We start from the raw sequence: 16,718 nt of genomic DNA, 5'->3' as shown, positions 1-16,718 counted from the left end.
TTTAATTTTTTACTAAAGTTTTCAAGAGATTTATCTACAGTATGATGGTTTGTAAACCATACCGGAACAATGGTCATTTTTTGCACCTGTTACACTGCTTAAAACATTGATTTCATTTCGCAATCGCAAAACACCTAACAGTCCAAAAATAAGTGCTTCTTTAAATTCTAAGGTTTTGGCATCTGGAACAATAATTTCCGTCGTTGGCAAATAGTCTTTCATTCTTTCTAAGAGAAAAAGATGATATGCACCACCACCGGTAACCAGCATCTTTCCTTCTTTTTTTGATAAAGCCACGGCAATTTGGATTGCTATATGTTCTACAAATGTGTGTAATTTATCCTCTATTGATATAGAAAAACAATTAATTAATGGAATAATTGTTGAATTTACAAATTCAATCCCCAATGATTTTGGGTATTTTTTTTTGTAAAAATCAATCGAATTTAATTCAACGAGCAAAGCTTGATTTACTTTTCCCGAACGAGCGATTTCTCCTTTGTCATCATAATCAAAACCTAATTGATTGGCATAAAAATTCAAAACAGTATTTACCGGAGAAATATCAAATGCTTTTCGATCTCCATTTTCTTCAAACGAAATATTAGAAAATCCTCCTAAATTTAAACAAAAATCGTAGTCTGAAAATAATAATCGATCTCCAATCGGAACTAATGGAGCTCCTTGTCCGCCCAGTTTTACATCTTGTACTCTAAAGTCACAAACAACTTTCTCACCAATAATTTTAGCAATTTCAGGTAAATTTCCAATTTGTAATGTGATACCCTTTTGAGGTTGATGCAAGATGGTGTGACCATGACTGCAAACTGCGTCAATCTCTTTGAAATGATTAATTTCAATAAATTGTTTGATTATTTTACCAACATATTTGGTGTAATCTTGATTTAGTTTTTCTAATTCTTTATAAGAAAAGTGAACTGCAATCTTTAATTTGTTTAACCATTCTGAATTGTATGGAACAGTTTGACAGATGCCGATTTTATAGGTCCAATTTCCGTTTTTATTCGAAAAATAGAGGTGAGCTAAATCTATTCCGTCGAGCGAAGTACCGCTCATGACACCAATAACGTGATATGATTCTTTAAACATGGCCTAAAATTACGAAATCGTTTGAGATTTTGACTTTAATGTACTATTTTTGCGTTCAAATTTAAGAAACAATCAAACACTATTTTTTATAATTATGGATTTTAATCTGACCGAAGAGCATTTAATGATTCAGCAAGCCGCTCGTGATTTTGCTCAACAAGAATTATTACCGGGAGTTATTGAAAGAGACGAACATTCAAAATTCCCGACTGAGCAAGTCAAAATGATGGGCGAATTAGGCTTTATGGGAATGATGGTAGATCCAAAATACGGTGGAGCAGGATTAGACAGTGTTTCGTATGTTTTGGCCATGACCGAAATTGCCAAAGTAGATGCTTCAGCAGCGGTAATTATGTCGGTAAACAATTCTTTAGTTTGTGCCGGAATGGAGAAGTATTGTTCTGAAGAACAAAAAATGAAATATTTAGTGCCCTTAGCTAAAGGTGAAGTGATTGGTGCTTTTTGTTTGTCAGAACCGGAAGCGGGAAGTGATGCAACTTCGCAAAAAACTACTGCCATCGACAAGGGTGATTATTACTTATTAAATGGAACCAAAAACTGGATAACCAACGGCGGAACTGCTTCTACTTATCTTGTTATCGCTCAAACGGATATTGAAAAAGGTCACAAAGGTATCAACGCTTTTATAGTTGAGAAAGGTTGGGCAGGTTTTGAAATTGGTCCCAAAGAAAAGAAAATGGGAATCCGCGGAAGCGACACACATTCATTAATGTTCACGGACGTGAAAGTACCCAAAGAAAACAGAATTGGAGTAGATGGATTTGGATTCAGTTTTGCCATGAATGTTTTGAACGGAGGAAGAATCGGAATTGCTTCTCAAGCTCTAGGAATTGCAACCGGAGCTTATGAATTAGCTTTGAATTATTCACAAGAACGAAAAGCGTTCGGAAAAGAAATTTTCAAACATCAAGCTATTGCTTTTAAATTAGCGGATATGTATGTAAAAATTACAGCAGCAAAATTATTAGTAATGAAAGCAGCTTGTGAAAAAGATGAAGGAAAAGACATTGCCCATTCCGGTGCGATGGCGAAATTATATGCTTCTGAAATTGCTTTAGAAGTAGCAAATGAAGCCGTTCAAATTCATGGTGGAAATGGTTACGTAGCCGAATATCATGTAGAACGAATGATGCGTGATTCTAAAATTACACAAATTTATGAAGGAACTTCTGAAATTCAACGCATAGTGATTTCGAGAGGTTTGATTTAATAATTTGAATTAATTTTAACCGCAAATTCGCAAATTTTAAAATTTAATTTGCGAATTTGCGGTTTCCTTTTACATACATTTGAAAGAAATTATTCAGATTATAACATGAAAAACATCATCATTACCGGAACGTCACGTGGCATTGGATTTGAACTGGCTTTGCAATTTGCTAATGCAGGTCATCAAGTTTTGGCAATTTCAAGGAAAACGCCCAAAGAATTAATTGAACATTCCAATATAACTTGTCTTTCCGTTGATTTATCGGAAGAATCCGGATTGAATGTAATCAAAGAATTCATTACTCATACATGGAAAAATGTAGATGTATTAATTCACAACGCGGGAAGTTTGGTTTTAAAGCCATTCTTACAATTATCACAAGCCGATTTTGAAATGGTTTACAAAGTCAATGTTTTTGCAGTGGCTAATTTAACACAGGTTTGTTTGCCTTTTATGCAAAAAGGCAGTCATGTGGTTACGATTAGTTCGATGGGTGGCGTTCAAGGCAGTTCAAAATTTGCTGGATTGGCTGCTTATTCTTCCAGCAAAGGAGCGGTGATTACGTTATCGGAATTGTTAGCAGAAGAATACAAAGAAGAAGGTATTTCGTTTAATGTATTAGCATTAGGAGCAGTACAAACCGAAATGTTACAAGAAGCTTTTCCAGGTTATCAAGCCCCACTTTCTGCCAAAGAAATGGCCGATTATATTTATGATTTTTCGTTAAACGGAAATAAGTATTATAATGGTAAAGTGTTGCAGGTAAGTTCATCCACACCGTAATTCAAATTTTTAATATATATAATATGAAAAAAGAAAACGCCATCCAGCTATTTGAAAACAAAAAAGTAAGAACACTTTGGGATGCAGAAAACGAGAAGTGGTTCTTTTCAATTATTGATGTAATTGAAGTTTTAACAGAAAGTGATCGCCCAAGAAAATATTGGAGTGATTTAAAAGCGAAGTTACAAAAAGAGGGAAGTGAAGTGTCCGATAAAATCGGACAGTTGAAAATGGTTGCTCCTGACGGGAAAATGCGAATTACAGATGTCGCTGATACAGAGCAGCTTTTTAGGCTAATTCAATCCATTCCATCTCCAAAAGCAGAACCGTTTAAGTTGTGGTTAGCACAAATTGCATCCGAACGATTAGACGAAATGCAAGATCCGGAATTAACAATTGACAGAGCGTTAGAACAATATTTACAATTCGGATATTCTGAAAATTGGATTAATCAACGTTTGAAAAGCATTGAAATTAGAAAAGAATTAACGGATGAATGGAAAAGTAGAGGAATTAAAGAAGGTCAACAATTTGCTACCTTAACCGATATTGTTAAAAGCTTGGTCGGGAAAAACCACCAAAGAATATAAAATATTGAAAGGATTAAAAAAGGAAAACCTTCGCGATAATATGACCAACACGGAATTGATTTTGAATATGTTAGCAGAAGCTTCCACTAAAGATATTTCCAAAGCATTGCATCCTGAAACGTTTGAAGACAGTAAAGAAGTGGCTAAACAAGGCGGAAATGTTGCCAATGTTGCCAGAAAAGAATTGGAAGCCAAAACCGGTAAAAAAGTTGTAACCGAATTAAATGCCAAAACATTACTCAATCAAAAAAAAGAAATTGATAAGAAATAAATGAGCGAAGTCCTCTTAAAATATCTCCCCGAACACGCAGTCGAACCGGTTTTTGAGTTAATCAAAACCAATTCCGTTCATTTAAAAATTGTAAATGAAAGGGTTACGCGTCACGGTGATTATAGAAGACATCCCTCCGGGAAACATCAAATTACGGTGAATGCTAATTTGAATAAATACCGTTTTTTAATCACGTTGGTACATGAAATTGCTCATTTGGCTGCTTTTGAAAAATATGGGCGAATGATTAAACCACATGGCAATGAATGGAAAATTACCTTTCAACGGTTGATGATTCCGTTTATTCGTCCTGAAATTTTTCCGAATTCGGTTTTGCCTTTGGTAGCGAATCATTTTAGAAATCCAACGGCCAGTAGCGATACCGATGCTCGATTGGCTTTTGCATTGAAGCAATTTGACGAACGAAAACCCGACATTCATTTTATACATGAAGTGCCTTCCGGCAGTTTTTTTAGAATTAAAAACGGAAGAGTTTTTCAAAAAAAAGGTTTACGTGTCAAACGCTATGAATGTTTGGAAGTAAAAACCGGAAAATTATATTTGTTTAATGCGAATGCTGAGGTGGAGATTATTCCGGGTTGATTAACGATTTAAGTATAACGATTTATGATTTTAGAATTGCTTAAAAACAAACCTTATTTTTTATTGCTTTTAGCTGCAATTTCATTTTTGATTTTGTCTTTTATAGTAAATAAAAAGGAAACATTGGATTTTAATGTTCATGATACTTATTATGTAATTACTTTTCAGCATGCTTATATTTTATTGTGTTTGATATTTTTCATTACAGGATTGATATACTTCATTTTTAATTTTTTTGAAATTCAATTCATTTCAATTCTTTCCTTAATTCATGTCTATGGTTCGTTGATTTTTTTAGGAGTGTTTTTCTATTATTTAGGTAAAATAAATTCATCTTCCATTTTTGATTCTATTGATTATAATTTAAGAACTATAATTTCATTATTAATTTTTGCAGGCTTACAATTGTTATTTGTTTTCAATATCTTACTTAAATTGAGCTCATTTTTTTTAAAGTCAACATCCAAATAGAAATAACTCTTTATCTTTACATCCTATTAATTCATCGAATGAAATAAACATTTAAAAGAATGTAATTGAATACCCTATATTTTCACAAATACATTTGCAGAAAAAAATAAAATGAACAAAAATTATTACGCAATAGTAATGGCCGGTGGAGTGGGTTCACGGTTTTGGCCGGTAAGCACAACCGATTTTCCAAAGCAATTTCACGATATGTTAGGGTCAGGGGAAACGTTGATTCAAAAAACGTTCAGCCGATTGTCAAAATTAATACCGGCAGAAAACATTTTGATTTTAACCAATGTAAAGTACAATGATTTGGTTCTTACTCAATTGCCGATGGTGAAACAAGAACAAGTTTTATTGGAACCGGCTATGCGAAATACCGCTCCGTGCATTTTATATGCTTCGCTAAAAATTCAAAAAATGAATCCCAATGCTTTGATGGTCGTGGCTCCAAGCGATCATTGGATAGAAGATGAAACCGCTTTTATATCAAATTTGCAACAATGTTTTGATTATTGTCAGCACGAAAATGCATTGATGACGTTAGGTATTCAACCTACATTTCCAAATACCGGTTTTGGTTATATTGAATTTGATAAAACCGATTCAAATCCCATAAAAAAAGTAAATCAATTTAGAGAAAAACCTGATTATGAAACGGCAAAATCTTTTCTGGAAAGTGGTAATTTCCTGTGGAATGGCGGCATTTTCATTTGGTCTGTCAAATCAATAACAGAGGCTTTTTCTACTTTTCAACCTCAAATGAATCAATTGTTTTTAGAAGGTTTTGAAAAGTATAACACAGAAGCAGAAATTGATTTCATTCATCAAAATTATGCTTCAGCAGAAAATATTTCAATTGACTATGCCATCTTAGAGAAGGCTAAAAATGTATATGTTCTACCTGCCAATTTTGATTGGAATGATTTAGGGACTTGGGGTTCTTTGCATGAAAAATTAGATAAAGATGAACAGAATAATGCCATCGTCAATGCTACAGTAGTCTTAGAAAATGCCTCAAATAATATTATCCGAACAGAGGGAAAAAAGTTAGTGATTATTGATGGTTTAAATGATTACATTGTTGTTGATCAGGGAAATGTATTGTTAGTTTATCCCAAAGGGAAAGAACAGGATATTAAGCAGATTGTTTCTAGATTGAATTTTTAAAATAGATGACATTTTATAAATTATTTTTGGAAGAGTAATATTATTATTTTTAATTTTTAAATTAGGAACTATGCTTTTTTTAGTTGGAATAGATTTTACTTTACCACTCAAAAATCCGGTATTATTGTTTTCTTTAATACTGTTCATCATTTTATTTGCTCCGATTGTTTTAAATAAATTACGAATTCCTCATCTAATCGGATTGATTATTGCCGGTGCTCTCATTGGACCAAATGGTTTTAATCTTATTGCTCGCGATATGAGCATTATTTTATTTGGAACGGTTGGTTTACAATATATTATGTTCTTGGCCGGATTAGAAATTGATTTGGCGGAGTTCAAAAAAAATAGCTCAAAGAGTTTAGTTTTTGGATTGTTGACATTTTCAATTCCAATGATTTTAGGGACTGTCGTGAGTCTTTATATCTTGCATTTTTCAATTGCCACTTCAATTTTATTAGCGAGTATGTTTGCTTCGCATACATTAATTGCTTACCCCTTAGTCAGTAAGTTAGGTATTGCTAAAAACAGAGCAGTTACAGTAGCCGTGGGAGGAACAATGATTACTGACACCCTTGCACTTTTGGTTTTAGCAGTAATTGCCGGAATGCAAACAGGAGAAATTAATCAGGAGTTTTGGATAAGGTTAGGCCTTTCTGTTATTGCTTTCGGACTGGTTGTTATGCTTCTCTTTCCTATTATTGGTAGGTGGTTTTTTAAACGATTTGATGATAATATTTCTCAATATATATTCGTTTTGGCGATGGTTTTTTTGGGCTGTACGCTAGCCGAGTTGGCAGGAATTGAGGCGATTATTGGTGCTTTCCTAGCCGGATTAGCATTGAATCGACTTATTCCCCATACTTCGCCATTGATGAATCGAATAGAATTTGTAGGGAATGCACTTTTTATTCCTTTTTTTTTGATTGGAGTCGGAATGCTCATTGATTACAAAGCATTTATCAAAGATTGGGATACCTTGCAAGTTGCTGCAATTATGACTGTTGTGGCAATCATTGGAAAATACCTACCTGCCTTAATTACACAAAAATTATTTGGTTATACAAAAAATGAAAGAAAGCTGATTTTTGGTTTAAGTAATGCTCAAGCCGCTGCAACACTAGCTGCTGTTTTGGTTGGATTCAATATTATTGTAGATTATAAAAGCGTGACTGTATACAATGAAATTCACCTAAAAAACAACAAACTTACAACCGAAAATCTCTCGGAATTGGTTTTTAAAGATTTTAGAAAAGGTGATTTTCCAAAAGTTGGAAGCGAAGCTTATGTAGCAGATGTTCCTGCTAATGGATTATATAAGTTAACAGATAAAACGGAAATGTCTTTCAACCAAGGTCGTTTGGCTGATATACGAATGCCAAATCGTTTGTTAAATGAAAATGTACTTAACGGAACCATTTTGATGATTCTTGTTACTTGTACAATCGCTTCTTTTGTGGCTCAGAAAGGAGCTTATAACATTGCATTAATGGAAGACGACTCCGATGAACAAGAAGAGGGCAATCCTATCGAAGGGGATGAGCGTATTTTGATTCCGATGAAAAATATTGACACAGTTGAAGAACTGATTCAATTGGCTGTAACCATTAAATCAAAGAAAAATAAAACAGGATTGTTTGCTTTGAATGTAATAAATAACAATTCGTCCTCATTATCTAAAGAATCTAAAGCAAAAAAAATTGTAGACAAAGCTGCAGTTGTCGCCTCTGCCACGGATAATCGCCTAAATATGTTAATGCGATATGATTTGAATATTTTAAACGGAATCACGAGTGTAGTTAGGGAACAAAAAATTTCAGATATTATTTTAGGACAAACAGAAAGTTTAGGTTCAAACGATACAATGTATGGCCCGTTAACTGATGGTGTTTTGAATAAATGCAACGCAACTACATTTATTTATAAGTCTGTTCAACCCATTTCAACTATAAAAAGATACATCGTTGTGATTCCGGAAAGAGCAGAACGAGAAATCGGATTTCCTTTTTGGCTTTTAAAAATATGGAATTTAGGAAAAAATACCGGTGCAAAAATTGTTTTTTATGGGAGTGAAACTACAATTAATTTCATCAAAGATATTCATGCAAAACACCCTGTAGATGCTGGTTTTAATGTGTTTTCTGATTGGGATGACTTTTTAATCTTGTCCAGAAACATTGTGAAAGATGATGCACTAGTTGTAGTTATGAGTAGAAAACCAAATTTGTCATTTAATACAAATATGATTCAGATCCCAACCTACATGAACAAATATTTTAACAAAAATAATGTGATTTTAATTTATCCATTGCAACTGGGAATTGAAGGAAATTCTAAAATTGACTTGCGAGATCCGGGAGCCTTTGACACTTTTACAGAGAATTTAGAACGCCTTGACGACGTGGCAAAAATGATAGGAAAATTGTTTAAGAAAAAATAAATTCTTTTATTCTCCCTTATTCTGTGCTTTTCTGATTTTTTTGAACAAATTGGAGGAATACACAAAATCAACAATGGCTTCGTTGTCTGTTTTGAAAATGTCTTTTTTTGTGCCTTCCCAAGCTAAAATACCTTCTTTGAGGAAAATGATTCTTTCGCCAATTTCCATCACAGAATTCATGTCGTGGGTATTAATAACGGTTGTAATATCGTATTCTTCTGTAATTTCTTTTATTAAATTATCAATAACAATCGCTGTTTTTGGATCAAGTCCTGAGTTAGGTTCATCACAAAATAAATATTTAGGTTTGTTCACAATTGCTCTGGCAATCGCAACCCTTTTTTGCATTCCACCCGAAATTTCAGAAGGTTTCTTTTTATGAGCATCAATTAAATTCACTCTTTTCAAAACAAAATCCACTCGTTCTTGAATTTCTTTTGGAGTTTGATTTGTAAACATTTTCAACGGAAAACCAACATTTTCCTCTACAGTCATGCTGTCAAATAATGCACTTCCTTGAAAAACCATTCCGATTTCTGTTCGTAAAGCTCTTTTTTCATCGGCGGTTAATTCGGAATAAATTCTTCCGTCAAACGAAATTGTCCCCGAATCCGGCGAATGGATGCCTAACAAAGTTTTGAGTAAAACGGTTTTTCCTGAACCACTTTGACCAATGATTAAGTTGGTTTTTCCGGTTTCAAAGACGGAGGAAATACCTTTTAAAACTTTTGTTTCGCCAAATGATTTTTCTATGTCTTTAATTTCTATCATTTGCTCAGCAATAATTGGGTTAGAATGTAATTGGCCAAAATAATTGCTACCGATGACCATACAAAAGAAACGGTACTAGCTTTACCTACTTCCAATGCTCCACCTTTCATGTAATAGCCGTGATAGGAGGGAATTGTTGCTAAAATTATTGCAAAAACCATCGTTTTGATAAATGCATAAGTAATATGAAAAGGAATAAACTCTGTTTGCAATCCCATGATAAATTCGTCACTTGATGTAAAACCACCATAAACACCTGCCATCCAACCACCTAAAATCCCTAGGAACATACTTATTCCAATGACAAAAGGGTATAAAAGTAAAGCGATAATCTTTGGAAAAACCAAGTAGTTCAAAGAGTTTACACCCATTACTTCCAACGCATCTATTTGTTCTGTAACCCTCATGGTTCCGATACTTGAAGTGATAAACGAACCCATTTTTCCCGCCATAATGATGGAAATAAAAGTGGGTGCAAATTCTAAAATAACTGACTGTCTGGTAGCAAAACCAATGAGGTATTTCGGAATTAACGGATTAGTAAGGTTTAATGCGGTTTGAATAGAAACCACACCTCCTACGAAAAAGGAGATGAATGCCACAATTCCCAAAGAGCCTATGATTAAATCATCGATTTCTTTAAAAATTAAGTTCTTCATCGCACTCCATTTAAGGGGTTTGTTGAAGACTTCTTTGAGCATCAGGAAATACTTTCCGATATGTGTAAGCATTTTTAGCATGAAGCAAAAATAGGAAAAAGTTTCGGTTTTGAGTTTTAGAATCTCCGTTTTATAAAAACAGTTTTATAAATAAAAATATACCTTACAAAATTTTTTCTTTTATCTTTTTCCAGCGATAATTCCTGATGAATTTTGCTTGTTCTGAAGTGACCAATAATGGTTTTTTTGCTGATTTTGCTTTCCAAAAACCTTGAATATAATCAAAATACAGAAAAGGCTTTTTCTTTAGCAAAGCTAGTTTTAACGAAGCAATTGCGGTTATCCAAAAACCATAACCCAAACTGTAAAACGCTTCGCCTTGTTTAAAACGTGCGGCTTGATTGTAATTTGCTCCTGTGGGTTTGAGGTGTTTGACGCGTAGTGAATTATCTGTAACAACTTTCCAATTGTAAAATTTACAAAGTAATTCGTCTACAGTGTCCCAACCCATTTCGGGTTTTAATCCGCCAATTTGGTTGAAAGTGTCTTTTCTATAGGCTTTTATTGCTCCGCGAATATGGTCTTTGTTAGTTAGGTTTTCGAGAATCCATTCGCCATTTTTTTTAATGTAACAAAATCCACCGGCCATTCCAATTTGATTGTCCGATTGAAAATGGTTGCTGATTGTTTCAAAATAATGGGGTGGAAAAATCAAATCGGCATCTGCTTTTACAATAAAATCATAGTTGTCATCAATTGTTTCTAATCCTTTGTTAAAGGCTTGAATTACTTTGCTTCCGGGAAGATGAATGGCTTGGGAAGTTTTGTTTACCAAAGTAATAAATGAATGTTTTTCAGTAAACAATTGTATAATTTCAGCTGTTTTATCGGTTGAGCCATCATTTACCACTACTACTTTAGAAGGCAAAACCGTTTGTTCCACAAGCGACTGTAAAGTGAGTGAAATAAATTTTTCTTCGTTATAGGTGGGTATGATGATATAATACTTCATTTTGAAAACTCCAATTTTTGAAATTGAATTTTGAAATTGATATTGTTATTGACGAACAGCATAAACCAAATAATACCTATTTGTAAAATAACGTAATATCGGTCTAAAACCAATTTTGTTAGTAGGATGAGTAAACTTCAAACTATCCACAATTTTAAATCCAGTTTTTTCTAACAGCCAATCGAGTTGCCAATCTTCAAATTCGTGATAATGACGGTCCCACGAATCTGTTTTGCTGCGGTAGGCCGGTGAAAACCATAAACGCATGGGAATGGAAATAAACACTTTGTCTGATTTTATGTTTTGCAAAACTGTGAACGGATTGAGTAAATGTTCAAATATTTCAAAGGCAGTAACTGCAGTATACTCTTCTTTTTTCAAACCGGATTGATCAAAATCTAAATCTTCACCGGCAGTATTTTTTACTGAATAGCCATTTTCTTTCATGATGGAGGAAAACGGATTTTCAACCCCTAAATCCAGAATAGTTTCTGACTTTTCAAGGTGTTTTTCCAGAAATTCAAGCGTGATTTTGAATCGTTTGTTGGGAAATGTTTTTTCGTACATGGTTTGGTTTTCGTGACACAAATGTACTAAATTATTTGATGTTGGCACGAAATAGCCCTGATTGAAGAGGAAAGCCCGGAACTCAAAAAATGAGTTTTTTTGTGGGAGGCAAAGCGACCATGGGAGCTCTTGAAAACCACCTAAAAAAACCATTTTTTGAGTGAGGACTTGAAACGAAAAGCAGGATTAGCTCCTAAATATTACATTCTATAGACAATTGCATTTATATTCATTCCGGCACCAACCGAGGCAAAAATTATAACATCACCTTTATGTAATTCTTGATTTTTAACTTTTCCTTTAAGAATGGAATCAAATAAAGTTGGAACGGTTGCCACACTAGAATTACCTAATTTATGAATACTCATGGGCATGATGCCTTCGGGAGGTGTTTGTTTAAAATGTTTGTAAAAGCGTTGAATGATGGCTTCATCCATTTTTTCATTGGCTTGGTGAATCAACACTTTTTTGACTTCTTGAATGGGAATTCCACTTTTTTCAAGACAAGAAACCATTGCTTTTGGTACTTGGCTTAACGCAAATTCATAGATTTTTCTACCGTGCATTTTGATATATCGAACATCGGGGTCGTGTGTTTTGTTGAAAGAATCGCCAAAAAATAAATAATAGGCTTCATCAAAGGTAAATGTGGCTGTTTCGTGGGCTAAAATACCGCCTTCGTCTTCTGTTGCTTCTATAATTGTTGCACCGGCACCATCAGAATAAATCATTGAATCTCGATCGTGCATATCTACTACTCGCGATAATGTTTCAGCTCCAATGACCAAACATTTTTTGGCCATTCCTGCTTTGATGAACGCTTGTGCTTGAATGACTCCTTCCACCCAACCCGGGCATCCAAAAAGCATATCATAGGCCACACATTTTGGGTTTTTGATACGTAAATTAAATTTAACTCGTGAAGCTAAACTTGGTAATAAATCAGTTTGTATAGCTCCTTTTTTTACATCACCAAAATTATGTGCAAAAATGATGTAATCTAATGTTTCAGGGTCAATTTTGGCATCTTCAATGGCTTTTTTGGCAGCAATGGTTGCAATATCAGAAGTGTTTAAATCATCTGTTACATAACGTCTTTCTTCAATACCGGTAATGTCACGAAATTTTTCGGCAATCACTTCATTGGGTTGCGGAAAGGGACTCCCGTCATCATTCAGAAAAACGTGTTTAGCAAAATCGATGTTGGTTACTACTTCGGTTGGAATGTAACTACCTGAACCGGTTATTTTGATATTCATAATTTAAAGGTCATATTCTTAACGAAATTATCAATAATTGTCTGTTTAATTTCAATAGTTAGCAACAAATACTATAGATTTGTGAATTATTTAAAATTATATATTGAAAATTAAATAACTCGCATTTTTTAGCCTTTTTTCTGAGCGATTTTTATCTGCATCACGGTAGCAATGTTTAAGGCTTGGGTTTTTATTTTCTCTGCATTTGTTCCACTAAAATTTTCATCAACAGCATGGTTAAATTGGTTCAACCAAATTTGAAATAACTCAGGGGATAAATATTCTTTTTCATTTACATCCAAATGAATCTGCGTTAGGTTATTGGTGTAACCACCCGTTCCTAAAATGGCTTGTGACCAAAAAGTAACTAAGATGGGCAAGTGTTCTTCTAACTTAATTTTGACCACATCGGTAAAAATGTAACTGATTTTTGGGTCGGACAAGAGTTTTTTGTAGAATTCATCTACAAGAAGGTATAAATCGTCTTAGGATAGGATATCTTTCATTTCTGACTATGATTGGAATACAAAGTTACTTGAATGAAACATTAATAATTTGATTTATATAATATTTATGAAAAGAAAAAGGTTTCAAAATTAATTTGAAACCTTAAACTATTTACTTAGGACTAATCACTAATGACTTAGGACTAATCACTTTTTTACATATATGCTTCAATCGGAGCACAGCTACATACTAAATTTCTATCGCCATACGCTTCATCAACACGACGAACAGTGGGCCAAAATTTGTTTTCGGCAATATAGTCCAACGGAAAAGCGGCTTGTTCTCTTGTATAAGGGAAAGTCCAGGAATCTGAAGTTACCATAGCTAAAGTGTGAGGAGCGTTTCGCAAAATATTGTTGGCGTCGTCTTTTGTAGAAGTTTCAATTTCTTTACGAATTGAAATCAACGCATCACAAAAACGATCTAACTCAGCTAAATCTTCCGATTCGGTGGGTTCTACCATTAACGTTCCGGCAACCGGGAAGGAAACTGTTGGAGCATGGAAACCATAATCCATCAAACGTTTGGCAATATCGGTTACTTTGATACCTTTTTCTTCAAAAGCTCTGCAATCTAAAATCATTTCGTGAGCCGCTCTTCCCATTTCTCCTGAGTATAAAATGGGGTAGTGGGCTTCTAAACGAGCTTTCATATAGTTGGCATTTAAAATGGCATATTGCGTAGCATTTTTTAAACCTTCGGCACCCAACATCGTGATGTAGCCATATGAAATCAAACAAACCAAAGCAGAACCAAACGGAGCTGATGAAATTGCTGTTATCGCTTGACTTCCTCCGGTTGGAATGATAGGATTGGTAGGTAAAAACGGCACCAATTTTTCGTTCACACAAATGGGGCCAACTCCTGGTCCGCCGCCACCGTGAGGAATGGCAAATGTTTTATGTAAATTCAAGTGACAAACATCCGCTCCAATAGTGGCCGGATTTGTCAAACCAACTTGTGCATTCATGTTGGCACCATCCATATAAACCAAACCGCCATTATCGTGGATGATTTTGGTGATTTCGCAAATGGCACTTTCAAAAACACCATGCGTGGAAGGATATGTCACCATCAAGCATGATAAATTAGCTGCATGTTGAATGGCTTTTGCTCTTAAATCTTCAATATCGATATTTCCGTTATCCATGGTTTTGGTAACGATAATTTCCATGCCTGCCATGGCAGCAGAAGCCGGATTGGTTCCGTGTGCAGAAGCCGGAATCAAACATACATTTCTGTGGTTATCGCCTCTGGAAAGATGATAAGCTCTAATTGCCATTAAACCGGCATATTCACCTTGTGCACCTGAATTGGGTTGCAGAGTTGTACCTTGAAAACCGGTTACCACATTCAATTGATGCTCTAATTTTTTCAACATGATTTGATAGCCTTCTGCTTGTTCAATTGGGGCAAAAGGATGAATGCTGTTCCAATTGGCCATCGATAAAGGCAACATTTCGGCAGCAGCGTTTAATTTCATGGTACAAGAACCTAACGAAATCATCGAATGATTTAACGATAAATCTTTGCGTTCTAATTTTTTGATATACCGCATTAATTGCGATTCTGAATGATGATTGTTGAAAACGTCGTGTTGCAAGAATGTAGATTTTCTTACTAAGTTTTCAGGTACCATTGATTCATTGGCTAATTGACTAATTGGCACATTTTCTTTACCAACTGCTTCCGCAAAAATGGAAATAATTTGGTTGATATGTTTGATTGAAGTGGTTTCGTTTAAAGAAATTGAAATCGTTTCGGCATCAACATAAAAGAAATTCACTTCATTTTTTTCGGCAATGGCTTTTACTTTTTGAGCATCTGCTTTCACCAAAATTGTATCAAAAAATGAGGTATTTAATTGATAAACGCCTAATTTGTTTAAGGCATCTGCTAAAGTTACAGCTGAAGCGTGCACTTTATTAGCAATATATTTCAATCCATTTGGACCATGAAATACCGCATACATTCCAGCCATAACAGCTAATAATACTTGAGCTGTACAAATGTTTGAAGTTGCTTTTTCACGTTTGATGTGTTGTTCGCGTGTGCCCAAAGCCATACGCAAAGCTCTGTTTCCATTAACATCAATGGAAACCCCGATAATTCTTCCCGGCATTGAGCGTTTGTATTCTTCTTTGGTGGCAAAGAAAGCAGCGTGTGGACCGCCATAACCCATTGGAATTCCAAAACGTTGCGTGGTTCCTATTACAACCGAAGCACCCATTTCTCCTGGAGGGGTTAATTTGGCTAATGATAAAATATCGGCAGCAACGGCAACTTTAATTTCATTTTCAGCCGCTTTTGCGATAAAAGCTGAATAGTCATTTACTTGACCAAATTTTCCGGGATATTGAAGAATAGCACCAAAAAATTCTGCAGAAAAATCAAACGTTTCATGATTTCCAACTACTAATTCAATTTTCAATGGAGTTGCTCTTGTTTGAAGAACCGAAAGTGTTTGTGGTAAAATTTCCTCAGAAACGAAGAATTTGTTTACGTTGTTTTTCTTTTGATCACGCGTTCTGACATCTAAAAGAAGAGCCATCGCTTCTGCAGCAGCTGTACCTTCGTCAAGTAGAGATGCATTGGCAATTTCCATTCCGGATAATTCGATAACAGTAGTTTGAAAATTTAAAATAGCTTCTAAGCGGCCTTGAGCAATTTCAGCTTGATAAGGTGTGTAAGCCGTGTACCAACCCGGATTTTCAAAAATATTTCGTTGAATAACAGCAGGAACAATAGTGGGATGGTAGCCTAATCCGATGTAGGTTTTGAATACTTTATTTTTTTTGCCTAATTCCTGAATGTGATTCAAATATTCATATTCAGTTAGAGCCGGTTCTAAATCCAAGTCTTTTTTTAAACGAATATCATCCGGAATAGTTTCGTAGATGAGTTGTTCAAAATTTTCAACGCCAATGGTTTTAAACATGTAATTTAAGTCGCTCTCACGTGGACCTAAATGGCGTAAAGCAAATGCATCTGTTTTCATGTAATTTCTTGAAGTAAATAGGTGTTGTTTTAAACATACAAAAGTAATTATTACTATTTTAATTATTCGTTAAACAACGACTAATATTTTTAGAATTTTTCAACCAAAAAGATAGTTTATCAACAAATTTTTATGTTTTAATAATTTGGATTCAATGTTGTCCGATAAAAAATAAATAAAAAAGAAGCCAAATTAATGGCTTCTTAAAACTTATCGTAATTTAGAGTTGCAAAACAAAAAAAACGATGAGTAAAAGTAGTTATTTTTCTAGTAAAT

General features: G+C 34.4%; 13 protein-coding genes and 1 pseudogene. 6 read left to right on the top strand and 8 right to left on the bottom strand.

The annotated features are described in order from the left end of the window. Nucleotides 1–30: 30 nt before the first annotated feature. Nucleotides 31–1,110: an anhydro-N-acetylmuramic acid kinase gene (locus ACIQ0M_RS09610; RefSeq protein WP_396151647.1), complete on the bottom strand. Its 1,080-nt coding sequence runs from the start codon at nucleotides 1,108–1,110 to the stop codon at nucleotides 31–33. Between the two features lie 94 nt (nucleotides 1,111–1,204). Between ACIQ0M_RS09610 and ACIQ0M_RS09605 the strand changes: the two genes are divergently transcribed. The 6 genes and pseudogenes from ACIQ0M_RS09605 (at nucleotide 1,205) to ACIQ0M_RS09580 (ending at nucleotide 8,669) form a co-directional block, all read left to right on the top strand. Beyond that, nucleotides 1,205–2,341, top strand: coding sequence for an acyl-CoA dehydrogenase family protein (locus ACIQ0M_RS09605; RefSeq protein WP_396151645.1), 1,137 nt, complete (start codon nucleotides 1,205–1,207; stop codon nucleotides 2,339–2,341). Between the two features lie 105 nt (nucleotides 2,342–2,446). Continuing rightward, nucleotides 2,447–3,124, top strand: a complete 678-nt coding sequence (locus tag ACIQ0M_RS09600; protein ID WP_396151643.1) for an SDR family NAD(P)-dependent oxidoreductase — start codon at nucleotides 2,447–2,449, stop codon at nucleotides 3,122–3,124. A gap of 23 nt (nucleotides 3,125–3,147) precedes the next feature. After that, nucleotides 3,148–3,985, top strand: a pseudogene (locus ACIQ0M_RS09595) (Bro-N domain-containing protein). Continuing rightward, the gene (locus ACIQ0M_RS09590) at nucleotides 3,986–4,588 is read left to right on the top strand and encodes a SprT-like domain-containing protein (protein WP_396151641.1); all 603 of its coding nucleotides are present in this window, start codon (nucleotides 3,986–3,988) and stop codon (nucleotides 4,586–4,588) included. It begins immediately after the preceding pseudogene. Between the two features lie 582 nt (nucleotides 4,589–5,170). Then, entirely contained in the window at nucleotides 5,171–6,229 is a 1,059-nt protein-coding gene (locus ACIQ0M_RS09585) for a mannose-1-phosphate guanylyltransferase (RefSeq protein WP_396151639.1), read from the top strand. Nucleotides 6,230–6,299: 70 nt separating this feature from the next. Further along, nucleotides 6,300–8,669 carry a cation:proton antiporter gene (locus ACIQ0M_RS09580; RefSeq protein WP_396151637.1) on the top strand — a complete coding sequence of 790 codons (2,370 nt, stop codon included), beginning with the start codon at nucleotides 6,300–6,302 and terminating at the stop codon, nucleotides 8,667–8,669. Between the two features lie 6 nt (nucleotides 8,670–8,675). Here ACIQ0M_RS09580 and ACIQ0M_RS09575 read toward each other — a convergent pair whose 3' ends face one another. The 7 genes from ACIQ0M_RS09575 to gcvP form a co-directional block, all read right to left on the bottom strand. Continuing rightward, nucleotides 8,676–9,440, bottom strand: coding sequence for an ABC transporter ATP-binding protein (locus ACIQ0M_RS09575; RefSeq protein ID WP_396151635.1), 765 nt, complete (start codon nucleotides 9,438–9,440; stop codon nucleotides 8,676–8,678). Then, nucleotides 9,437–10,180, bottom strand: coding sequence for an MlaE family ABC transporter permease (locus ACIQ0M_RS09570; RefSeq protein WP_396151633.1), 744 nt, complete (start codon nucleotides 10,178–10,180; stop codon nucleotides 9,437–9,439). Before ACIQ0M_RS09570 ends, ACIQ0M_RS09575 begins: the two co-directional genes overlap by 4 nt. Before the next feature lie 82 nt (nucleotides 10,181–10,262). After that, complete coding sequence (locus ACIQ0M_RS09565) at nucleotides 10,263–11,111, bottom strand: glycosyltransferase (RefSeq protein WP_396151631.1); 849 nt, start codon at nucleotides 11,109–11,111, stop codon at nucleotides 10,263–10,265. Between the two features lie 45 nt (nucleotides 11,112–11,156). After that, entirely contained in the window at nucleotides 11,157–11,678 is a 522-nt protein-coding gene (locus tag ACIQ0M_RS09560; protein WP_396151629.1) for a methyltransferase domain-containing protein, read from the bottom strand. A gap of 200 nt (nucleotides 11,679–11,878) precedes the next feature. Continuing rightward, the gene (locus ACIQ0M_RS09555; protein ID WP_396151627.1) at nucleotides 11,879–12,937 is read right to left on the bottom strand and encodes a 3-oxoacyl-ACP synthase III family protein; all 1,059 of its coding nucleotides are present in this window, start codon (nucleotides 12,935–12,937) and stop codon (nucleotides 11,879–11,881) included. Between the two features lie 128 nt (nucleotides 12,938–13,065). Further along, nucleotides 13,066–13,380, bottom strand: coding sequence for a group III truncated hemoglobin (locus ACIQ0M_RS09550; RefSeq protein WP_396151625.1), 315 nt, complete (start codon nucleotides 13,378–13,380; stop codon nucleotides 13,066–13,068). Between the two features lie 218 nt (nucleotides 13,381–13,598). Next, complete coding sequence (gcvP, locus tag ACIQ0M_RS09545) at nucleotides 13,599–16,442, bottom strand: aminomethyl-transferring glycine dehydrogenase (protein ID WP_396151623.1); 2,844 nt, start codon at nucleotides 16,440–16,442, stop codon at nucleotides 13,599–13,601. Nucleotides 16,443–16,718: the final 276 nt, after the last annotated feature.

Origin of the sequence: Flavobacterium sp. (assembly GCF_044339515.1) — a bacterium.
Lineage (GTDB): Bacteria > Bacteroidota > Bacteroidia > Flavobacteriales > Flavobacteriaceae > Flavobacterium.
This window is presented reverse-complemented; position numbering and strand designations above follow the sequence as displayed.